General features: G+C 61.8%; 19 protein-coding genes and 1 pseudogene. 9 read left to right on the top strand and 11 right to left on the bottom strand.

Annotation, left to right across the window (positions count from 1 at the left end; translation table 11 throughout):
* The first annotated feature begins 24 nt into the window (after positions 1-24).
* Positions 25-1362 carry a hypothetical protein gene (locus tag AC1RLZ_RS30580; protein WP_371425833.1) on the top strand — a complete coding sequence of 446 codons (1338 nt, stop codon included), beginning with the start codon at positions 25-27 and terminating at the stop codon, positions 1360-1362.
* 280 nt (positions 1363-1642) lie between these two features.
* Positions 1643-2182 carry a hypothetical protein gene (locus AC1RLZ_RS30575; RefSeq protein ID WP_371425831.1) on the top strand — a complete coding sequence of 180 codons (540 nt, stop codon included), beginning with the start codon at positions 1643-1645 and terminating at the stop codon, positions 2180-2182.
* On the opposite strand, the gene AC1RLZ_RS30570 is transcribed toward AC1RLZ_RS30575, so the two are convergent.
* The 3 genes from AC1RLZ_RS30570 to AC1RLZ_RS30560 form a co-directional block, all read right to left on the bottom strand.
* Positions 2179-3675 (bottom strand): phospholipase effector Tle1 domain-containing protein, encoded by a 1497-nt coding sequence (locus AC1RLZ_RS30570; protein ID WP_371425829.1) that lies wholly within the window; start codon positions 3673-3675, stop codon positions 2179-2181. The two genes, AC1RLZ_RS30575 and AC1RLZ_RS30570, sit on opposite strands and share 4 nt — an antisense overlap.
* Before the next feature lie 10 nt (positions 3676-3685).
* The gene (locus tag AC1RLZ_RS30565; RefSeq protein WP_371425827.1) at positions 3686-4492 is read right to left on the bottom strand and encodes an ImmA/IrrE family metallo-endopeptidase; all 807 of its coding nucleotides are present in this window, start codon (positions 4490-4492) and stop codon (positions 3686-3688) included.
* Between the two features lie 232 nt (positions 4493-4724).
* Complete coding sequence (locus AC1RLZ_RS30560; RefSeq protein ID WP_371425825.1) at positions 4725-4967, bottom strand: patatin-like phospholipase family protein; 243 nt, start codon at positions 4965-4967, stop codon at positions 4725-4727.
* Positions 4968-5156: 189 nt separating this feature from the next.
* Between AC1RLZ_RS30560 and AC1RLZ_RS30555 the strand changes: the two genes are divergently transcribed.
* From AC1RLZ_RS30555 to AC1RLZ_RS30530, 6 genes are all read left to right on the top strand, one after another.
* Positions 5157-5531: a hypothetical protein gene (locus AC1RLZ_RS30555; protein ID WP_371425824.1), complete on the top strand. Its 375-nt coding sequence runs from the start codon at positions 5157-5159 to the stop codon at positions 5529-5531.
* A 75-nt stretch (positions 5532-5606) separates the two neighbouring features.
* Positions 5607-6059 (top strand): hypothetical protein, encoded by a 453-nt coding sequence (locus AC1RLZ_RS30550; RefSeq protein ID WP_371425909.1) that lies wholly within the window; start codon positions 5607-5609, stop codon positions 6057-6059.
* A gap of 21 nt (positions 6060-6080) precedes the next feature.
* Complete coding sequence (locus tag AC1RLZ_RS30545) at positions 6081-6680, top strand: hypothetical protein (protein ID WP_371425822.1); 600 nt, start codon at positions 6081-6083, stop codon at positions 6678-6680.
* Positions 6673-7398, top strand: coding sequence for an SOS response-associated peptidase (locus AC1RLZ_RS30540; protein ID WP_371425820.1), 726 nt, complete (start codon positions 6673-6675; stop codon positions 7396-7398). The genes AC1RLZ_RS30545 and AC1RLZ_RS30540 overlap by 8 nt, the downstream gene beginning before the upstream one ends.
* Before the next feature lie 147 nt (positions 7399-7545).
* Positions 7546-8736, top strand: coding sequence for a DNA polymerase IV (dinB, locus tag AC1RLZ_RS30535; protein ID WP_371425818.1), 1191 nt, complete (start codon positions 7546-7548; stop codon positions 8734-8736).
* Between the two features lie 714 nt (positions 8737-9450).
* Complete coding sequence (locus AC1RLZ_RS30530) at positions 9451-9591, top strand: hypothetical protein (RefSeq protein WP_371425816.1); 141 nt, start codon at positions 9451-9453, stop codon at positions 9589-9591.
* A 184-nt stretch (positions 9592-9775) separates the two neighbouring features.
* On the opposite strand, the gene AC1RLZ_RS30525 is transcribed toward AC1RLZ_RS30530, so the two are convergent.
* Complete coding sequence (locus AC1RLZ_RS30525) at positions 9776-11626, bottom strand: heavy metal translocating P-type ATPase (protein WP_371425814.1); 1851 nt, start codon at positions 11624-11626, stop codon at positions 9776-9778.
* 129 nt (positions 11627-11755) lie between these two features.
* The gene (locus AC1RLZ_RS30520; RefSeq protein ID WP_371425812.1) at positions 11756-12328 is read right to left on the bottom strand and encodes a cytochrome b; all 573 of its coding nucleotides are present in this window, start codon (positions 12326-12328) and stop codon (positions 11756-11758) included.
* A 163-nt stretch (positions 12329-12491) separates the two neighbouring features.
* On the opposite strand from AC1RLZ_RS30520, the gene AC1RLZ_RS30515 reads away from it, so the two are divergent.
* On the top strand, positions 12492-13775 hold the full coding sequence (locus AC1RLZ_RS30515; protein ID WP_371425810.1) for an MgtC/SapB family protein: 1284 nt from the start codon (positions 12492-12494) through the stop codon (positions 13773-13775).
* 61 nt (positions 13776-13836) lie between these two features.
* Here the strand turns inward: AC1RLZ_RS30515 and AC1RLZ_RS30510 are convergent, their stop codons facing one another.
* From AC1RLZ_RS30510 to AC1RLZ_RS30485, 6 genes and pseudogenes are all read right to left on the bottom strand, one after another.
* Entirely contained in the window at positions 13837-14172 is a 336-nt protein-coding gene (locus AC1RLZ_RS30510) for a DUF3240 family protein (protein WP_371425808.1), read from the bottom strand.
* Complete coding sequence (locus AC1RLZ_RS30505) at positions 14169-17246, bottom strand: efflux RND transporter permease subunit (protein WP_371425806.1); 3078 nt, start codon at positions 17244-17246, stop codon at positions 14169-14171. The genes AC1RLZ_RS30510 and AC1RLZ_RS30505 overlap by 4 nt, the downstream gene beginning before the upstream one ends.
* Positions 17246-18385, bottom strand: coding sequence for an efflux RND transporter periplasmic adaptor subunit (locus tag AC1RLZ_RS30500; protein ID WP_371425804.1), 1140 nt, complete (start codon positions 18383-18385; stop codon positions 17246-17248). Before AC1RLZ_RS30500 ends, AC1RLZ_RS30505 begins: the two co-directional genes overlap by 1 nt.
* Before the next feature lie 151 nt (positions 18386-18536).
* A complete protein-coding gene (locus AC1RLZ_RS30495; protein ID WP_371425802.1) occupies positions 18537-18986 on the bottom strand; it encodes a hypothetical protein in 450 nt (149 codons plus the stop codon).
* Positions 18987-19103: 117 nt separating this feature from the next.
* Entirely contained in the window at positions 19104-19646 is a 543-nt protein-coding gene (locus AC1RLZ_RS30490) for a cytochrome b (RefSeq protein ID WP_371425800.1), read from the bottom strand.
* Positions 19647-19790: 144 nt separating this feature from the next.
* Positions 19791-20549 (bottom strand): annotated as a pseudogene (locus tag AC1RLZ_RS30485) (peroxidase family protein); the annotation flags it as partial.
* Between the last annotated feature and the right edge of the window lie 27 nt (positions 20550-20576).

The raw sequence follows: 20576 nt of genomic DNA, 5'->3' as shown, positions 1-20576 counted from the left end.
CCCGGTCTCGAACCCCGGAACCGAATGACCGCTCACCTTGACGGACGACTGAACTCTCTTGGCTCGGCGCCGGAAGATGTGGAGACCAGGCTGAGCGCCATAGCTTCCGCGTTCGGGCTCGATTGGTTGCAGAACGGCGGCGATCATCCGCTGCAGGGTCTATGGCGCCGCCGGGATGCCTTGGCCACCTGCCAACTCGCTTGGTTCGGCGACGCCATCTGCGGAATGCGGCAGATCGATGAAAAGTGGACGCGACGCGAGCTTGCCAAGATCAGGAACGAACCGGCCAACAACCGTAAGGGCGCCGCGTTCGAACTGCTGGGTCTCAACATTTTCGCTCAGCGGAAAAAACACCGGATCGTGCCCAGCATCGGCCATAAGCCAGGCTACGACGGCACTATCCATTTCGCCGGCGGTGGACGGCTCGCGATGTCGATCAAGAACTACGGCGCTTCCGTCCACGAAAAGGACGCGCGATCCGAAGGTGCGAGACTGGAAGCCGCGTTCGTAGGTGAACTGAGGATGCTAGACCTGAACGGACTGGAACTGCGGGCGATCGCCAGGACGCATCCGACTCCGGCCGATTGGCGCAGGCTCGCTGCGGCGTTGCCTTCGATTCTGTCTGCTCCGGGCGGGCCGCCGGCGTCCGACGAAGTCTGGACCGCCTTCGTGCAACCTCTTCCGGATTTCGAAGCGCGCACATCCCCGAGCCTGTCCTATCAGATCACCGTGCTCGCCCGGATGCACCCGAACGAGCGGCAGAACCTGATAAGCAAGCTCGACGAAGCGTACGCCAACGCGCACAGACACGCCGCAACCGATACGGACCTATCCAGGGCAGTCCTGATCCACCTGCCGGAGAACGCCTCCGTCGCGAGCTGCGAGAAGTGGGCCAACGACTATTTCATCGATCGGCCCGACGGAATGATCGATCTCATCGTGTTCTACCAGCCCGCGGTCGTCGCGACGCCAGACGGTCAAGGCGGAATCGTTCACCACATGAGCTACGTGGTTGGTCCGCGATACGTGGCTTGGTCGAAGCCAGACGGCGGGCCACGGCGGCAACTGGAAGGGGGCTTCTACGTGGGGTCGACCAGTCCAGAACCGGCCAGGCTTTCGCTCCAGTCCGCCGATGGAGACGCAATCGCGACCGACGAGTTCTACGTCTTTCAAAGCGGCAGTTTGTATGTGGGCTTCGACGAAAGCCAAGACGGCACGTACGACGTCGTCGCGGGCAATCCCGCGCCCGGCATCCTGAAACGGCCAGCCATCTTCGATCGTCGCGGCATCCGTGGTCTGGATCTCGACGAGCTATTTGCGAGATATTTCCCGCCCACGAACGAACTTGTCATCCTCACGTGACGTGAACGGCGACCCATGCCGCCCCGCGGCAGCCTACGTCGAAACAACTCCGCTCCGCCCGAATGCACTTCGGGCATCTCACCTCGAGTCGAAAAGCTTCATGCGGGTCTAGAGGCGCCGCCTCCGTCCCGGCCCCGGCAAGAGCGCGACGCGCAGCTGTCCATCAGCTCGGCGAAGGGTCCGGCGCGCTCCGGATCTCCAGCGCAACCTCCGCTTGATCGCAATTTCAGATTGCGGTTCAATAAACGAACGTTGATCTTATGTTCGGGGGCATCAAACCATGCGACTTCTGCAAGTCATTTGCGTGTGCGTTTTCGGTTTGAACGCCAGTTTGGCGATCGCCGCCCCAGCGAAGACGGCCGAGTGGACCTTGATGGTCTACATGAACGCCAAGAACAATCTCGAGCCGGACGCGCTCGAAAACTTTAACGAAATGGCAAATCGGGGCAGCACGCCGGACGTCAACATCTTGGTCCAGATGGGAAGACCGCTCAAACACACCAGCCTGGCGGCCGAGAGCTGGTCGGGCGTCCTTCGATTCCGTGTCGCCAAAGATCAAGAGCCCGTGCCTTCGCAGGCTGTGGTGGATCTGCGCGGTAAGCCGGAACTATCGGACCTAGGCTCTGTCCCGCACCTCATAAGACCGACAAATACCCCAAAAGAGCGTCACGTACCTGCGAGCTGTTCGCATAAAAGCTTGTTTGGGATGGGGCGAGGTCGCCAGATTGTTGAAAGCGATCCGCGGCAGCAGCTTCAATTCGATCCGCACGACCACTCAAGGTGGGGTAGGGAGCAGTCAATTTCGGCGTTCATCCTCTAACCGATGCGGGACGGCCAACCCCATTCACGATCCGTGCGCAGCGATGATGTTGCGGATAGTGAAGGGTCGGGCGCGCTGGGCTGTTCAACGTAATAGTGCTTCACCTTCGAATGTCCGCTGAGATTTGGCGGTCGGTAGGGCGAGCGTTCATAATAGTGCTGAACCCCACCGTTGCTGGCGAAGCGTTCAAGAACGGTAGAATGCAGGTCCGCTTCCGGCTGCACTTCCCGAAAGCCCTCGGGCCATCTGAAGCGCCCGCCAAACCAACCCGGCTCGCGTTCGTCGTGCTGGGGGCCCAGCGGGTCGGGGTTCAATTGAAGGTATCGCTCATCGACCTTGATGCCGAAACCGTCTGGCGCATTCCCGTCCGGAAGATTTTTCGCAGCATGAGTCATCCATTCGAGCGAAATATCGGACAGACGAGACTCGTTCTCCGGGTAGCTGCCACCGATATCCGAATGATTGCCTGCAAACCAGATCTGCTGCAGCCAGTCGGGATACTCGTCAGGACGTACAGGTCCCGTGTTGTGGACGCCGCCCCACGGGACCCGCGCGAAATCGGCTCGATTCTCGTCGATCGACATGGCGTGCCGGGCGTACCAGACAGCGTTGTTCAGATGGAGATCATAGAATTGCATCTTGGGGGCAACCAGGTGAACCGTCTGCCAAACGGTGTAACCATCGAGGTTTCTGGCATACTTCAGATGGGTCCAGATGTATCCGATGACCGTAAGAACAAAAGCCAATGCAAGCAACCAACCGAAAGTCGGCCAGAGCGGAAACAAAAAGAACGACAGCGTGACGCTGACAAGAAAGACTGCCAGGACGCCGCCAGCGATCATCGCCATGGTGAGGGCTTTGCTGCCCAGCGAAGCGACGGTGTCGAACACCCCGATGAAGAACGGGATGGCGTTCGACCCGCCGTCGTGGTCGCTGCCGTACCGCGTGCGGAAACGTTGGGCCAAGGCGACGCGCTGGGGCACGTATGCCTTATCGTTGGGTGAGCTCACGTGCTGATAGATATGTTTAACGGCCTCACGTGCGATCCGCGTGGACGTAGATACGTCGCGACGCAGCGGGGATCCATCGGGCATTTGCGTCGGTACGCCGCACTGTCCCAAAGCGGCGGCAAGGCAGCGGACGGTGTAGGCGCCGCGACTAAAGCCGAACAGGAAAATGCGATCTCCCGGCTCCCACATCCGAATGATGGCGGCGTAACAATCAATGATGTTCGAGGTGATGCCAAGCCCTGTCACCTGACTTGCTAGATTGTGTAGCCATCGCCAGGCGCGCGCAACGAACGTCGCGCCGCCGGGCGGCTTGGACCCGAGCCCGGCGTCATAGAACGCCAACTGTTCCTTAGGATCGATGTTCGTGTCAGGACCGCAGCGGGTGGCGCGATAAAGCTTGTAAATGTTGGATCGGTTTTCGTCGAACCGGTAACCCCCAGCTTGGCCAGTACCGTCCGCAAAGATTAGGATGTTCTTCGGCAATTTTGATCTCCTATCTTCGTCGGTAGGACCAGGACGTGTCCCGCTCTTCCATCATATCACCGTCGGTGAAGGTCAGCAGCGTGAGAACTTCGTCGTTCGGAAGCGGAAACGTATGTTCGAGCATCATGTATCGCTCGGCGTCCCGCCGATCGAACCATGCGTCTGCACCGATCTTTCTCGGATGAGGCTGCTCGACCTTCGAACCGAACAATGCGTCGAAGGCGTAGCTTTCCCGGTCAAGATCCTCCCTAGGAAACCAGCGGTCCGGGACACATGGGGGACGGAGAAACCATCTCCGTCCTTTCTGCCCGTGGCACACAAGCATGGAATGAAACTTGTTGCTTTGAACAAGCCGGATCGCTGTCGCGGTGCGGCTCGCCTTGAACGCGCCTGCGATCTCGATGACCGTTTTCAAATTTAGGGACTTGTACTGACTGAGAACAGGCCCGAGGATGTAGGAAGGGAGCAACAGCTCCGAAGCGAACTGATCCGCGACGAATTCGGGACTTATCGCGCCCTTGCGAAGGCCGCCAAAGCTGCCGATCTCGCTCGGGCGACATACCAGAAGCTGACCGCGATGGTAGATCCAGTGGCCGATCTCATGCGCGACGGAGAACCGCCGCCTCTGAGGGGTCTTCCTGTCGTCAACAGAGATAATCGCCCTGTCGCCACATCCGCAGATCCGGGCCTCGCAGGATTTCAGTGGACGGTATTTGACTTTGGCACCGACGCTCCACGCGACGGTTTCGAGATCGATTTCGTCGGGCTTTTCTATCCCGAGCGACCGCAGCAAGCGCTCCGAAGCAGAGTAACTCATTATGCATCCTCCTCCCCCTCCCTTGGGATCGCTCCAAGCTCTAAAAAGTCCTCAAGAATTCCTTCTTCGTCGTCGTCCAGGTAGCCGGACTCGTTGCGGGCAGCCATAGTCAGTTTGCTCGCCGCTGCTCCGTTCCGCGCAAGGATTCCTCGCAGTCCGGCCTGAGAAGCCCCGCGCGCCGGTCTGGCCGGCGGCCTTCTCGAATCCAGCTCCATCTCCCGTCGGATCATCGTCATCCGCTGCCTGGCCACAGCATCCCCGCTTCGGCCATCACCGCCGCCGTTACCAGACTCCCGCCCGAAACGGTCGAGATAACCGAAACTCGCTCCAGCAGGCCCTCGGCAGCGAGACGCCTAAGGACACCCAAATGGAAGGCCGCGGCGCGCACGCCTCCACCTGACAGGGCAAGGCCGATGCGTCGGCCTCCGATCTCCGACACAGGCGGCGCCGTTTCTTTTTTCACGGTGTTGTCCATGCTAATTTCACGATCTCCGGGACGGTCGAAGTCCAAGGCCCCGGATCCGGAGAGCGATAGCTCGGGGGGGGGGGACCTTCGGCTGCGGAATTGTTTCACCACCAGCTTTGGCGCCATCTTTGACCGACGCGGACAAAAATCGTTTCGAACCGACTCGACTTTTGTTCTCTTTATGTTCTAATTCTCGCCATGAAGGATCATCTTGCGAGCTGGCGCATGTCGATACCCAAACAGATGGAAAAGTTGGCCATCGAGGCTGTCCGGAGAACGCCCGCTGCAGACCCCGCCGGCGCCGCTTCGGCCGATATGCCGCCCGAATACTGGGAAGCGGTCCTGAACGACCTCCATGCCGACGTCAGACCCACCGGCATTCCCATCCAACAGCGCCGCCTGTCGGAGATCCCCCGCCACGTGCTGCGCGTGAGTTGCCGGCGTTGCGACCGTGTCGTCGAAATCCAGACTGCTGAAGCCCTGCGGCTGTATGGGCGGCATACGACGTGGAAGGAGGCCGGGACCCGCCGTCCTCGACGACGGTTGCCGACAGCGGACAGGCAATCGCGATGATGACGGTTGCTGGCCGATTTTTGAGGCGCCCTGAGGCCCGGTTGCGCCGCCGTGTTGTCTGGCCAGGATCTCCGGATGGCTCCTAAATATCACCCGACGCCCCTCTCTGGAGGGGACCGCAAGGCTCAGAAGAAAGAGCTCGCCGGCGCACGCGCGATGACCACTGTTTTTGCCCGCCAGGCCGAGGAATTCCGGGCCAAGGGCGAAGCGCTGATCCGGAAGGCCGACAAACTGACCTGTGAAAGCTGGAACGAGAGGATGTGGGCCGACGGTGAGCCAATCGATCCCTCCCCGACGATCGATCAGGCGATCAACGGCGGATACCCGTGGCTCGAACTCGAGTGCTCCCGCTGCAAGACACCCAACGACATCGATCTGGCCGCGCTGCAGCGCCCCTCGACGACATTCGTGTATGATCTGGCCGGCAAGCTAAGATGCTGGAAATGCCATCGGGCTGGGAAGCGCCCCGCAGCGACATTGCTCCAATTGGCTGCGCGGACACGCTATGATGACGGCCGACGGGAATAGATATCAGGCGGACGCAGCGAAATGCAGCCCAATCATTCCGATTCAGAAAGAGCCTTGCAGCAAGCAGCACGCCGCAGGCAACGCTTGCTCTACTCGCTCAACGACCTCCAACAGGCTCTCAGCGCGTCGGCCTTTCTGCATGAGCTAGATGAGGGCGAAGAATACTCGAAGGTTGATCTCCGTCGTTTCCGCTGCTTCGAGACCACACTCGTCATCGCCTATACACGGCCGTTCACACAGTCGAAGGGCGGCTATCCTCCATTGACGATGAAGATGATCGACTTCCACCCGACGCCGGAGAATCGTGCGCTTCATGACCAGCTTATGCAGATGCGCAACCAGATCGTAGCGCACTCGGACGCCGCGATGATGAGGATGACCATCGCTCCCTTCGATATTCCGTTCGACGATGGCACACCGTCGATAAATTTATTTCAGGCGGTATTCGACGAAGGCGTTACGCTCATCGGCTCCCTTCTCTTGGAAACCGATGTACTCCTGCACGAGGTCTACAGCGCTTTGTTCCGGACGCTATTTAAAGATGTCCAGAAGGATCCGGCGTTATTTGACCTCAGGATAGACAGCGACGGAGCTAAACTAGCGAGAAACCTGCGTGTGTAACCTCTATTCGATGACGAAGAACCAGGCCGCGATCCGCAACCTGTTCAAGGTCGACCGGGACAGCGCCGGAAACCTGCCCTCGATGCCCGGCATCTTTCCCGATTATCCGGCGCCGATCGTGCGCAACGCTGATGGCCGCCGTGAACTCGCGATGGCGCGGTGGGGCATGCCGTCGTCGTCAAAGGCGCTGTTCGACGCCACCAAGAAGCGGGCCGCCAAGCTTGAGGCCAAGGGCAAGCCCATCGACTTCAACGATCTGCTTCGGAAGGAGCCGGACAAGGGGACCACCAACATCCGCAACGTGACCAGCAAGCACTGGAAGCCGTGGCTCGGGGTCGGGAACCGCTGCGTGGTCCCGCTGTCCTCGTTTAGCGAGTTCAACAAGGACGCCGGCGGCGACATCTGGTTCGCCCTCGACGAGAGCCGGCCGCTGGTCTGCTTCGCCGGCTTGTGGACGAACTGGACGTCCGTCCGGAAGGTCCGGGAGGGCGAGGTCACCACAGATATTTTCGGCTTCCTGACGACGAAGCCTAACGCCGAGGTCGAGGCGGTCCACCCGAAAGCCATGCCGGTGATCCTGACGACGCCCGAGGAGGTCGATGTCTGGATGAGCGCGCCGTGGGACGAGGCGAAGGCTCTCCAGCGGCCGCTTCCGGACGGTTCGCTTACGATCGTCGCTCGAGGCCAGAAAAAGGACGAAGGCGGGGCCGAGATATGACCGCCGCTCCAGACACAAGGCCGACGAGATCCATTCCGGACGCGGACCGATCGGCCCGTCCCAGGCGCGCCGTGGTGGGGGTGTCGGTCGGCGTAGGCGTGTATGGCATTTTGGACGCGTCGCCCCTGGACGGCCCGTCTGGGCACGATGGCGGGCTCGACCGGTGTGTTGGCGGGCCGTGGGGCTTGCTCGCTGCGGCTGGCAGGAGCCGACACCGTGGCTGACCTAGAGCCAGACGATGCCGACGAGCTCCCCGGCGCGGCGCCCTCGCAGCGGCAGCGCAAGATCATCCACGTCGACATGGACGCCTTTTACGCCTCGGTCGAGCAGCGGGACAATCCGGAGCTCCGGGGCAGACCGGTGGCCGTCGGCGGCTCGCGCGAACGCGGCGTCGTGGCCGCCGCCAGCTACGAAGCCCGCAAGTTCGGGGTCCGCTCCGCGATGCCGTCGGTCACCGCCAGGCGGCAATGTCCGGACCTTGTTTTCGTGAAGCCCCGCTTCGAGGTCTATAAGGCCATCAGCCAGCAGATCCGTGCGATCTTCGCCGAGCACACACCAGTCATCGAGCCGCTGTCGCTGGACGAGGCCTACCTGGACGTCACCGAGAACCTGCAGGAGATCCCGCTGGCGCGCGACGTCGCCCTCGCCATCCGCGCCAGGATCAAGACCGAGACCGGCCTCAATGCCTCCGCCGGCATCTCCTACAACAAATTCCTGGCGAAGCTGGCTTCCGACCACCGCAAGCCCGACGGCCAGTACGTCATCTCTCCGGAGACGGGGCCGGCGTTCGTCGAGACCCTGCCAGTCGGCAAATTCCACGGCATCGGTCCTGCGACCGCCGCCCGATTCCACGCTCTCGGGATCCAGACAGGCCTCGACATCCGCGGTCAGACGCTTGCTTTCCTGGAGGCACATTTCGGCAAGGCCGGCGTCTACTATTACTGGATCTCGCGCGGCATCGACGAGCGCCCTGTCCGCGCCAACCGCATTCGGAAGTCCGTCGGCGCCGAGAACACGTTCTTCCAGGATTTGACGGAATTCGACGCCATGGTCGCGGAGCTCCAACCGCTCGTCGATAAGGTCTGGCGCCACTGCGAGAACACCGGCAACCGCGGCCGGACCGTGACGCTCAAGGTGAAGTTCGCCGATTTTGAGATCATGTCGCGGAGCCGGTCCGTCCCTATCGCCGTCGGCAGCCGCGACGACCTCGAGCGCTTGGCTGTCGGCTTGCTCCAGGCTGTCATGCCGCTGCCTAAGGCCGTGCGGCTATTGGGCGTTTCGCTATCCGCGCTCCAAGGAAATCAGGGCGAGCAGCCTCAACTCGTCTTGGCAGTCTGACGTCGCCATATCGAGCGCTGCACTCAAATTGCAGCAGCCGCCAAACCTGACGTTGGGCGCCGCCGGTGCAATTTCAGATCTCATCCGATTTGCACTGCAAGAAGAACGATGTAGTCGCACCAGGGTGCTGTAAACCAGAAATTCTGACGGGCACTCTGCACTTATCGGTCGACTTTCGGACATAGGCAGGCGTAGGCTCCCCGCATCACCGTTCGGCCATTGGCATCAATCGGTGACTGAGAGCCTTGAGCTCCCGCCTGTCGAGTTTTGCAGGTGCGCCATGACACAGATTCCCCGAGCCCCTTTCAATTGCCACCTCGACACGTTTTCTGTCGGCGGAGCCGACAGCGCAATGAACGACGATCTATGCGCCTTCGAATTCCCTTGGTGCGAGGGCTGCCCGAAAGCCTGGAATCCCAAGAAGCTGCGGAATGACGACCCCGCGAAAGGGGCGGTCTGGAACGGGTGGATCAAGGGCATCGTCCCGCCCAGATGATAGGACGGTCCTAGGCAACATGCAGACGGCGATGGCGAAAAGTATTCCGTTAGCGCTCCGCAAGCTTGAAGGTATGAGCCACTTAACCGCCACTCGAGAAGCTGAATAGAATCGCGGCTCAAGCGCCCGTGATTTTCATGTTTTACCGCCGCTTCACTACTAGCGATTTCATCGCAACTTCAACTGCTGGACCGAGGCGCCACTTCGGGGAGAACGATATGGATCACTTCATCCACGCTGCGAATTTGGCCTTGTTCAAGAAGCGTCTCGAAGAGGTGACAGCCCCGGCCGAGCGGAAGATATTGTTGGAGCTATTGGCAGAGGAGCGGGCAAGAGTTCTGACGCCTAAACATTCTTGATGAGGCCCTTCAGGGCGACCTATGGGTTGTTTGAAGCTCTGTATCCCATGTTCGCGCCGTCCGCCGGTTCGTCGCCGGTTGCTTGATCTGCAGATAGACGGCCGTTCCGTAACATTTAAGAATAATGGTCGACAGGCGGGATTGGAGTGATGTTCGAAAGACACCTCGGGGGCCGCATGCTACATTAAGCCTTGGTAGCAGCGCTTCCGTCACCTAGAGCTCTCAAAGCATTCAAAATGACCGCGACGTCGATTACTTCTTGAATCAGGGCTCCCTGGACAGGCGTGATGTAGCCGAACGCTGCGACGACCATGCCGACTATCGAGAGCCCGATGCCCGCAAAGACGCCCTCCAGGGCGATGAGACGCGACCTTCGCGCGATCTCGATGGCGGGCACGATGCGGTCGAGATGATCGACAAGGATCACGACGTCGGCAGCCTCCGCGGAGGCCGCCGCTCCCCGGGCTCCCATCGCCACCCCGACATCGGCCGCGGCCAGCGCCGGCGCGTCGTTGACGCCGTCGCCGATCATCATGACCGGTCCGCTCTTTCGCTCGGACAGAACGACCAGGACTTTCTGGTCAGGGGTCAAGCCGGCGCGGACCGCATCAAAACCGAGGCCGGCCACAATGGTCTCCGCCACCTCACGGCGATCTCCCGTCGCCAGAACGACCCGTTCCACGCCGAGCGTCCGCAGGTGCTGCAGAAACGCTTCGGTGCCCGCCCTCAGTTCATCTGCCAGCCTAATCTCGCCCGCCCAGCGCCCATCGATGGCAATGGCGACGACAACGCCGCCGGCCGCCGCGTCGGACCGATCAGGACTTTCCGCGCCGGGCAACAATTTGGACCGAACGAACTTGAGGCCGCCGACCGCGACCTTTCGCCCTTCCACCACCCCTTCGACCCCCTCGCCGGGCGTCTCGACGACCTCGGAAGGTCTTGTCAGACTGAGCTGGCGATTCTGGGCTTCGGCAACGATGGTCTGAGCAATGATATGCTTGGACGCTTGATCTAGCGAAGCGGCGAGGCGGAAAACGTCGGCTTGATCGTCATTACCTAGAATATCTATAGCGACGACCTTCGCGCGCCCGTCGGTAAGCGTACCGGTCTTGTCGAGGACCAGCGATTGGATGCGGGCCAGCGCTTCCATCGCTTTGCCGCCCTTGATCAGGATGCCGTGACGGGCAGCCCGGGAAAGGCCGGACACGATCGCCACGGGTACCGCGAGGATCAGTGGGCACGGCGTCGCGATGACGAGAACGGCCACCGCGCGCACCGGATCGCCGGTGAAGAACCAGGCCAACGCAGCTATCAGCACGGTGACGGCGAGGAAAGCCAGCGCGAACCGATCGGCGAGCCGTGACATCGGCGCCTTGGAGCGCTGCGCCCCGTCGACCAGACGCACGATGCCCGCATAGGTACTTTCGGCCGCACGGTGCGACGCTGTGAGATCGAAGGCCTCACCCGCGTTCGTGGACCCGCTCATCACCGTCTCGCCGGCCTTCTGCTCGACTGGGATCGACTCGCCGGTCAGTGCGGATTGATCTAACACTGCCAGCCCGCTCGCCACCACGCCGTCGACCGGGACGACGTCGCCCTGCCGGATCAACAGGCGGTCGCCGGGCGCGACGAGGTCCAGCGCGACTTCTTCCAGGCCGTCGCCGCGATGCCGGACGGCGGTGCGAGGTACCCGTGCCAGAAGCGCGGTCATCTCGCGCCGCGCGTGGCGCTCGGCGTAGGCTTCGAGAAATTGCCCGCCGGCGTACATCAACGCCACCACCACGGCGGCCAGTTCTTCGCCGACAAAGAGCGCGGCGGCCATCGAGAGCAAAGCTACGATGTCGAGCCCGACTTCGCCGCGCCGCAGGCTCGCGACGATGTCGTATGACAGGACGACCAGCACCGGAATCGTGAAGGCGGCGAATGCGCTGTCTTGCCACGGCCCCAATCCGAGTGCCGGCAGCGCAAAGCCGAGCGCAACCCCGAACACCGGCAACAGCACCAGTAAGGACCGTATAAAGAAGCCGGCATTCATCTCGGGACCTCTCGGCGGCTGTAACTGCACCTGCGCGGCGGTACCGGTCAGATGTCTGCTGTCGAGATTGCCCCGGCGGGGACCGGGCCGGCAACTTTCACTGCGATGGCGCTTTGTCGCGCCGCGGCGTCAACCCGCTCGCTTGGTGAAATGCGGAAGCATTCGGACAAGCGTGCGGTCACGGAAAATCCAATGATGCGCGAGTGCCGCGCCCCCGTGGAGACCCGCTAGAACGACGAGCCCGTGAGCGGCGATTTCGTGCAGCTCTTTGACATTATGAGCGAACGCACGGTCCTTTTGCCATGGTGATGTAATTTCCATCAGCCCGAACAGCGGCAGGGCTTCGCCGCGCGCAAACTGAAGGACAATGCCGATAACCGGAACCGCGATAAGCAGCGCGTAAAGGCCGACGTGCGCCATTCGTCCCGCCAGTTCGACCCATCGCGATACCGAGGAAGTACGGTCGGCTCCTTCAGCCAACGGCATTCTGTCAAATGCACGCCAGCCCATCCGCGCGGCCATCAGCACTAGAATGGCAAGTCCGGTGAAAATATGAACGAGCAGACCGGACTTTCGCATGCCCCCAGGGAGCTCGTCACCAAGTATTCCAGACAGCCATGCAAGGGCGACGAAAACAACCGTCAGCCAATGCAGCGATTGCGAAACAGCGCCATAATCCGTGTTGGTGTTTCGTAGACGCATGAGCCACCTCTGTAAGTACACTAGCGCGCATTAGCCTCCCGCCATTGACGCAGATCAATAGCGGGCCGGCATATGAGCCGAATGATAACTTCGGTTGACTGGCGCCGCCGTCGCGCGACGAAGTCGTTGCGACTAGCGAGCTTGGTGCCATGCCGGCATCAGGATGCTATGGGCACAGCGCCCTTGGGCAGGAGGCATAGCCATCATCGATCCGATCGTTTTCAAGCTGGGCGCCGCCCTCGGCATCGGCCTGCTGATCGGCGTCGAGCGCGAGCGTCGCAAGGGATCCGGGGCAAGCCGCGCGCCAGCAGGTATCAGAACGTTTGCTGTCGCTTCGCTTGCCGGCGCGATCAGTATTATCGTCGGCGGTACGACGCTGTTGGCTGTCACGACGGCCGGCGTACTGGGCCTTGCCGCCATTGCTTACTGGCGCGGCAGTGATAGAGACCCCGGTCTCACGACAGAACTGGCTCTCACAGTGACGGTCATGCTGGGCGGACTTTCGATGGACAATACCCCGTTGGCGGGCGGCCTCGCCGTGGCGCTGGCAATCCTGCTGGCGGTGAAATCGCAGCTTCATCGATTTGTCAGTCGCATCCTCACCGAGCAGGAGATGCGAGATGCGTTGGTCCTCGCAGGGGCCACGTTGATCGTTCTGCCGCTGGTGCCGGACCGCCCGATGGGCCCGTATGGCGCCCTGAATCCGCATTCCATCTGGCTGATCGTCATTCTCATCATGGCTATCAGCGCCGCCGGCTACATCGCGGTGCGAGTCCTCGGCAGCCGTTTCGGACTTCCCGCAGCCGGCCTCGCTTCAGGGTTCATCTCAAGCGCTGCAACGATTGCAGCGATGGGCGTACGCGCGGCGAAGGCGGAGAACGTCCTACCAGCGGCGGTTGCCGGTGCCGTGTTGTCCACGGTCGCGACGGTCGTACAAATGGCCGTCGTTCTTGCGAGCACCAGCGTGGCGACCCTCGAGACTTTGGCCGTACCGCTGGCCTGCGCCGGGGTAGCGGCCGGCGTCTACGGTGCGGCCTTCACCGTGCTGGCGCTGCGCGGCGACACCGAAGCCAACGCGCAGAAAGGCCACGCTTTCAGTCTCCGGACGGCATCTATTTTTGCGGTGACCCTTGCCGCAATTCTGCTCGCCTCCGCAGCGTTGCAGGACCGTTTCGGCGAAAAAGGAATCATCTTCGCCGCGGCCATGGCAGGTTTCGCCGACACGCATTCGGCGGCGATCTCGGTCGCCTCACTGGTCGCGTCGGGTAAACTTGCCGCGCCCGACGCGCTGCTGCCTATTCTGGCTGCCTTTTCGACCAACACCATCACCAAACTCGTTCTGGCGGCCACAAGTGGCGCTGTCTTCGCCGTGCGCGTGATGCCAGGATTGATCCTGGTTGCCGTTGCAGCCTGGGCCGGTGCGTTTAGTGGCTTCCTTTCCAATTGATGGGCCGCGACCGGACCAATGACGGCGCATCCGCGCCGAACCGAGCAAACAAGACTGCAGTTCAGTGGTCCGTTTCGATGCTGCGGTCATCCAGCGTACCGAACTCGGTGACCGGCGTGATCCAGTAGACGAGCCGCGTCCCTGCGTAGGCGGTCTTGATGCGGGAGAGCAATTCGGCGGCCTGGACCTTTTGCAGGATGATCCGCACCAGGACCTGGTCGGCGTGGCCTTTCACCTGCTCGGGCGCCGAGGGCAGGCGGATGGTCGGGCCGAAGCCGGCACAGTCCGATGCGGTAAATCCCGACACCAGATCATGCTGGTCGCTGAGGAAGTCGAACAGTTCGTCGCGCAGCCGGCGGGCGGCGATCAGCGTCAGGCAGACGGATTCGACAGTCATACGGCCTTCCTCGCTACGCCGCCGAACCGGCGATAGAGAATGGGTAGAAGGATCAGGGTCAGCACCGTAGATGACAGCAACCCGCCGATCACTACGATGGCCAGCGGCTTCTGGATTTCGGATCCGGGGCCGGTTGCGAACAGCAGGGGCACCAGGCCCAGCGCCGTGATGCTGGCGGTCATCAGCACCGGCCGAAGCCGGCGCTGAGCGCCTTCTATCACGATGCGGGACTCGGCCACGCCGCGCGCGCGCAACTGGTTGAAATAGGACACCAGCACGACGCCGTTCAGTACGGCGATGCCGAGCAGCGCGATGAATCCGACCGACGCCGGAACCGAGAGATATTCGCCGGTCAACACAAGCGCAAAGACCCCGCCGATCAGCGCAAAGGGGATGTTCACCAGAACCATGAGCGCCTGCCGGATGGAGCCGAATGTGGTGAACAGCAGCACGAAGATCAGTCCGATGGCGACAGGGACCACGACTGACAGACGCGCGGCGGCGCGCTGCTGGTTCTCGAATTGCCCGCCCCACGTGAGCCGATAGCCCGGCGGCAGCCTCAGCTCGGCAGCCACCTTCTGCTGCGCGGCCATCACAAAGCCTACCATGTCGCGGCCACGGACGTTGGAGCGCACGACGCTCATCCGGGCGCCGTCCTCTCGGTCGATCTTGACGGGGCCGTCCACCCGGCTGATGCGGGCGACCTGGGACAGCGCCACATGCTGTCCGGACGGAAGCGTCAGCGGCAAGCTGGCCAGCATCGATGGCGCCTCGCGGGTCGTCTCGCTGCCGCGTACCAGGATGGGCGTGCGCCGTCCGTTTTCCAGCGCGGTACCGATTGTGCGGCCTTCGATCTGGGTGCGCAGCGAGGCGGCAATTCCGTCCGCCGCCAGACCGAGGCGGCCCGCCTCCAGGCGATTGACTGCGACCGTGTAGTACTGCGCGCCCTCGTTGAGCGTCGTATAGACGTCCTCCGCGCCGTCGATGGAAGACAGCATCGCCGACAAGGCGCTGGCGATCTCGTTGAGCCTGGCGATGTCCGGCCCGAAGATCTTCACCGCGACATCGCCGCGTACGCCGCTGATCATCTCCTGCACCCGCATGTCGATCGGTTGGGTGAAGCTGAGCGACAGTCCCGGAAAGTCAGCGAGCACGTGCCGGAGCTGCTGCAGCAGGGCGGCCTTGTCGGCCGTCTGGCGCTCTTCGGCCGGCTTGAGGACGAGAAAGGTATCGGTCTGGTTCGGACCCATCGGATCAAGGCCGAGCTCGTCCGATCCGGTGCGCGCGATGATCCCCGCAATGTCCGGGACCCGCGCAAGGATGGCGGCCTGGAGCTTGCCGTTGATCGCCACCGACTGATCGAGATTGATCGACGGGATGGCCTCCACGCTGATGATGATGTCGCCTTCGTCCATCGTCGGCATGAACGTCTTGCCGAGCTGGGTGTAGGCCACGCCCGACGCCACCAGGGCGACCACGGCCGCTACCATGACTTTGCGTTCATGGGCGAGCGACCAGACAAGCGCCGGTGCATAGGCGCGCGACGCCTGGCGGATCAGCCAGGGGTCGCGGTGTGGCGTAGCTTTGAGAAAGAATGACGCCGCTACGGGAAGTGCCGTCAGCGCCAGCACTAGCGAAGCGGCAAGCGCAAATATGATGGCCAGCGCAACCGGGATGAACAGCTTGCCTTCGAGCCCCTGCAGCGCCAGCAGCGGCAAGAATACGATGATGATAATCATCACGCCGGTGGCAACCGGTTCCAGCACCTCGCACACCGATCGGTAGACGATATGGATCAGCGGCGTCGCCTTGCCGTCGCGGTCCATGCCAAGGTTGCCGACGATGTTTTCGACGACCACTACCAGGGCGTCGATCAGCATGCCGATGGCGATCGCAAGTCCGCCCAGGCTCATCAGATTGGCCGACATGCCGACCAGACGCATCACGATCAGCGCGATCATGATGGCGAGGGGCAGGCTGAAGGCAATGATCAGCGAGGCGCGCCAGTTGCCAAGAAACAGCAGCAACAGCACGATCACCAGGAGCGTGGCTTCGCCCAGCGCACGCACCACGGTGCCGACGGCACGGCCGACCAGCCGGCTCCGGTCGTAGAACACGTTGATTGTCACGCTCTTTGGCAAGGACGGCTGCAACTCCTCCAAGCGTTGGCGGACGTCGCGAACCAACTGGCCGGCATTCGCGCCGCGCAGGCCGAGCACCAGCCCCTCGACCGTCTCGCCGCGGCCGTCGATGGTGACCGCGCCATAGCGCGTCAGCGCGCCGATCTGGACGCGGGCGACATCGTTGACCCGGATCGGAACGCCGTCCCTTGTATCGACGACGATGGCCTTGATGTCGTCGATCGAGCGAATGCTGCCCTCGATGCGGACGAGCGCGCTGTCCTCGCCCTGGTTGACGCGACCGGCGCCATCATTGCGGCTGTTGGTCTCGATCGCGCGCCGGAACACTTCCGACGAGATGCCCCGTGCTGCGAGGGCCTCGTTGAGCGGCACGATCTCGAACGCTCGGACATGGCCGCCCAGCGAATTGACGTCGGCAACGCCGGGCACCGTGCGCAGTGCCGGCCGGATGGTCCAGTCGAGCAGTGTCCGGCGTTCCGCCAACGATAGCTCGGGGCTTTCGATGGTGAACATGAACATTTCGCCCAGCGGGCTGGTGATCGGAGCGAGGCCGCCGGTCACGCCTTCGGGCAGGTCACGCGTGATGTTGGCCAGGCGCTCGGAGACCTGGTTGCGCGCCCAGTAGATGTCGGTGCCGTCCTCGAAATCGACGGTGATGTCGGCCAGGGCATACTTGGTCGTGGCGCGGAGGATCTTCTTGTTTGGCAATCCCAGCAGTTCGAGCTCGATCGGGACCGTGATCCGTTGCTCGACCTCCTCCGGCGTCAGGCCGGGCGCTTTCATGATGACCTTGACCTGGACCGGCGAGACGTCCGGGAAGGCATCGATCGGTAGCGTCGGGAGCAGCACGACGCCGGCGCCGACCAGCATCAGCACGCTCAATGCGACGAACAGGCGCTGCGATAGGGCGAAAGCAACCAGACGCTGAAGCATTACTCGCCAGCCCCGAGCCGAAGCAGGATGCCGCGCAATGCCGAAGTACTGCTGACGGCGACCTCGTCCTTGTCGGAGATCGCGCCCGAAATCACGACGTGATCCTGGTCCTCGGCAATCAGCGTCACCGGCAGCACTCGGAAGCCGCCGTCGATCGCTACGAAGACCGACGCCCTGTCGCCGCGCCGGACCAGCGCGCTGTAGGGGATTTCCCAAGCGCTTTCACCGACTGAGATGAAGCCGATCCGCGCTGCGGCGGTCTGCCCCGGCCGCAATTCGCCGGAATTCGGCACCTCGGCGCGCACCAGGACGGTCTGGGTCGCGGCGTCCGTCGTTTCGGACACCAGGATGACCTTACCCGGCACGGCATAGCCGTCGATCTCAACCCGCGCGCCTGGCCGGATCGCACTGATGTTGGAGGCCGGAATGGCGATCTCGGCCCATAGCACGGAAAGGCGCGCGAGCTTGACGAGCGGCGCCGCCTGCTCAACGCGCTGGCCAGGCGAGACCAGAATCTCGACAACCGTGGCCTGCTGGCGCGCGGCAACCGACATGGTCGCGGTTATAGCCGTCTCGGTGGTCAGCCGCGCGATGGCGGCATCCGCAAGTCCGCTGAGCCGCAACATCTGCCGTTTCTCCGCGACTGCGATGCTGGCCTGCCGAGCTTCCGCCTGGCTGGTCTCCAGCACGCGTTGGGGGACCGCCTTGCCGTCGAACAATTCGGCATTTCGCTTGAGTTGTTGCGCTGCCAGCACATCCTGCGAGAACGCTTGCAGATATTCGCGTTGCAGCGACACGAAACTGGGGCTCTCGAGGGTGACGAGCGGTCGGTCGACATCGACCCGGTCGCCGCGCGCTACCGACAGGCTGGTCACCATGCCGGCCACGGGCGAACTCACGACCCACAATTGCGGAGTAGGTATCACGATCTGGGCGGGATAGGGTAACGTCAGATCGTTTCGGCTCGATACTGGGTGGACCGATCGAATGCCAAGGGTCTGCACCTGCGCTGCGCTGATCTTTATATCTTCCTCGGCTATCGAGGCAGATGAGAGGCAAACGATCGTGACCGTTAGCAGCGTGCACGTTGTTCGGCGCCAGAATTGATGGCTCAAGCTTGCTTGATGGAAGTTAAGCATCATTGCTCCCAGTCGCTTAGGATCGGCTCCGGGCATTCCCGCAGTCGATCTATTCTGCCGGCTCTTGGCATGTGAAACGCAACAGTCCAAGCCATTCCGGAATGGACGCTTGTTCGCGGCTGAAACGCCGCCTTCCCCGCAGCCCGAGCCATCATTGCCGCTCGACAAACTGACGGCCGCTCCACCTTAAGACCTTCGTCTCGCCATTGACCCCAGAGATCTCGATGCAGGCGGCGTCATTATCATGAAACAGTCGAACGTCGCGGGCGTGCACGGAAAGCACACGGCGATATCGCCCCTTCATCGAGTAATATACTTCGTGCAGGCACCCATTGGATTTGCAAAGGACAGAGCGGGTGCCGCAACGAAAATCATCGAAATGAAGGGCGACGAGTTCACCGCCGGGAATCGAAAGATAGAGCGCAAACTGCTGAGCGGCGGCTATCGATCCTCCGCAAACGCTCTCCCATTTTCGTACGATAGTGCGAAGTCCCGGCGACAATCGCTCAAGATGGTCAGGCTTCCAATTGTCCTGCGCCACTCCACCGAACGAGAATGCGGGTTCGAGCATTCTCAACAAGCAAAGAAGTGCCAGCGTCATCGTGCCAATTCGAGTCACTGCAATCACTTTGTCCGGAGAAACAGGAAGTCGTGTAATCCAGCTTCCACCCTAGGGGGAAACGGCGATTGATACATGTCAAAAGCAGGATCTATCGCGCTAAGGGCGCTGGTGCTCATCAATCAACATGCGCCGCATTACGCCATCGCGATAGACGAAAATGTGCAGCAAGGCCGCCGATATGTGCAATACAATCACGACAAGCAAAGCCCACTCGGCTACTTGATGCCACCCCTCCATTAGCTTTAAGTCCGAAGCGCTCTTCGAAGCCAGCATCGGAAGCGGTACGATCGAAAAGAGCGACAGCGACCACCCGCGGAAAGAGGCGAATAGCCAGCCGGTCAGTGTGGTCCCGAGCACAAGTGCATAAAGCAGCCAATGGACGGCCTCCGAACTGACGCGCTGCCATCCCGGAAGCGAACTTTCCGGGGCTACGGGATGCGTAATTCGCCAAATCAAGCGAACCGCGACGACCGCCAGAATAAGAATGCCGAACGAGACGTGAAGCGACATGGCGGCGCCGGGCGGCCCGGCGTGAATGTCGGGCATGAACCAGCCGATCGGGAATTGAACGAGCAGAAGTACCGCCACCGACCAATGTAGGATCTTTGCGGTATTCCCATAGTGCAAGCGTCTGTCCATGATGCTCTTTCACGCGTTAGATGACCGCACACGACGTCGCTCGATCGTCATGCAAAATGGCAAGCAGCGGACGAAAGGTCGGGCTGAATACAGCAACTGGTTGCCGTAGCCTCGCGCCGACCTACCGACTGCCTGTCAGAACTATCAAGCGTTTCGCACGTCGAAACGATCGAGCATCATCACCTTGTCCCACGCTTGGACGAAATCCTTGACGAAATGAGCATGCCCGTCGTCGCTTGCGTAGACTTCGGCAATCGCCCGGAGCTGACTGTTCGAGCCAATAATGAGATCGTTGCGCGTTGCGAAGAACCGCAATTCTCCCGTGGCGCGGTCGTCGAGCGAAAACTCCAAGTCCCGCTCGTCGCGTTTTTTCCATTCGTAGTCCATGCTGGTGAGCACGGTGAAGAAGTCGTTCTTCAGAACACCTACCCGGTCCGTGAAAATGCCGTTGGCCGAACCGTCATAATTGGCCCCCATCGCCCGCAAGCCACCGACCATTGCGACCCATTCTGGCGCTGTCAGAGAAAGCAGATGCGCCTTGTCGAGGAACATGTCCTCCGGGGCGAGATCCGGCGCTATTTCTGAAAACCGTTCATCAGCGTAATTTCGAAATCCGTCGACCACGGGCTTCAGCCATTCGGACATCTCGATGTCCGTCAGTTCCTGCGTGGTGTCTCGGCGCCCTGGCGTGAAAGGCACGACTACGGGTACTCCGGCATCCGAGGCCGCACGCTCCAGCGCAACGCAGCCACCTAGGACGATCAGATCGGCAAGCGATACCCGAACATCACCACGCTGCCTGCCGTTATAATCGTCGACGACGCCGCGTAGCGCTGCGACCACCGGCACAGTGCACGATGACGTAATTGCGGTCAGCGCTCGAGGCGCGAAAGATCCGTTAGCATTGAGCCCTCGCAATCAACCGATTCG

This window comes from Tardiphaga sp. GW822-FHT04G09, from assembly GCF_058800725.1.
Note: the sequence above shows the minus strand (reverse complement) of the source record. Positions and strands in the feature narration are given on the sequence as shown.

What these genes read in the sequence shown, in the direction of transcription:
- AC1RLZ_RS30580 (WP_371425833.1), top strand. Translation starts at nt 25, where the DNA reads ATGACCGCTCACCTTGACGGACGACTGAACTCTCTTGGCTCGGCGCCG.
- AC1RLZ_RS30575 (WP_371425831.1), top strand. Translation starts at nt 1,643, where the DNA reads ATGCGACTTCTGCAAGTCATTTGCGTGTGCGTTTTCGGTTTGAACGCC.
- AC1RLZ_RS30565 (WP_371425827.1), bottom strand. Translation starts at nt 4,492, where the DNA reads ATGAGTTACTCTGCTTCGGAGCGCTTGCTGCGGTCGCTCGGGATAGAA.
- AC1RLZ_RS30560 (WP_371425825.1), bottom strand. Translation starts at nt 4,967, where the DNA reads ATGGACAACACCGTGAAAAAAGAAACGGCGCCGCCTGTGTCGGAGATC.
- AC1RLZ_RS30555 (WP_371425824.1), top strand. Translation starts at nt 5,157, where the DNA reads ATGAAGGATCATCTTGCGAGCTGGCGCATGTCGATACCCAAACAGATG.
- AC1RLZ_RS30550 (WP_371425909.1), top strand. Translation starts at nt 5,607, where the DNA reads ATGGCTCCTAAATATCACCCGACGCCCCTCTCTGGAGGGGACCGCAAG.
- AC1RLZ_RS30545 (WP_371425822.1), top strand. Translation starts at nt 6,081, where the DNA reads ATGCAGCCCAATCATTCCGATTCAGAAAGAGCCTTGCAGCAAGCAGCA.
- dinB (WP_371425818.1), top strand. Translation starts at nt 7,546, where the DNA reads ATGGCGGGCTCGACCGGTGTGTTGGCGGGCCGTGGGGCTTGCTCGCTG.
- AC1RLZ_RS30530 (WP_371425816.1), top strand. Translation starts at nt 9,451, where the DNA reads ATGGATCACTTCATCCACGCTGCGAATTTGGCCTTGTTCAAGAAGCGT.
- AC1RLZ_RS30525 (WP_371425814.1), bottom strand. Translation starts at nt 11,626, where the DNA reads ATGAATGCCGGCTTCTTTATACGGTCCTTACTGGTGCTGTTGCCGGTG.
- AC1RLZ_RS30520 (WP_371425812.1), bottom strand. Translation starts at nt 12,328, where the DNA reads ATGCGTCTACGAAACACCAACACGGATTATGGCGCTGTTTCGCAATCG.
- AC1RLZ_RS30515 (WP_371425810.1), top strand. Translation starts at nt 12,492, where the DNA reads ATGCTATGGGCACAGCGCCCTTGGGCAGGAGGCATAGCCATCATCGAT.
- AC1RLZ_RS30510 (WP_371425808.1), bottom strand. Translation starts at nt 14,172, where the DNA reads ATGACTGTCGAATCCGTCTGCCTGACGCTGATCGCCGCCCGCCGGCTG.
- AC1RLZ_RS30505 (WP_371425806.1), bottom strand. Translation starts at nt 17,246, where the DNA reads ATGCTTCAGCGTCTGGTTGCTTTCGCCCTATCGCAGCGCCTGTTCGTC.
- AC1RLZ_RS30500 (WP_371425804.1), bottom strand. Translation starts at nt 18,385, where the DNA reads ATGCTTAACTTCCATCAAGCAAGCTTGAGCCATCAATTCTGGCGCCGA.
- AC1RLZ_RS30495 (WP_371425802.1), bottom strand. Translation starts at nt 18,986, where the DNA reads ATGACGCTGGCACTTCTTTGCTTGTTGAGAATGCTCGAACCCGCATTC.
- AC1RLZ_RS30490 (WP_371425800.1), bottom strand. Translation starts at nt 19,646, where the DNA reads ATGGACAGACGCTTGCACTATGGGAATACCGCAAAGATCCTACATTGG.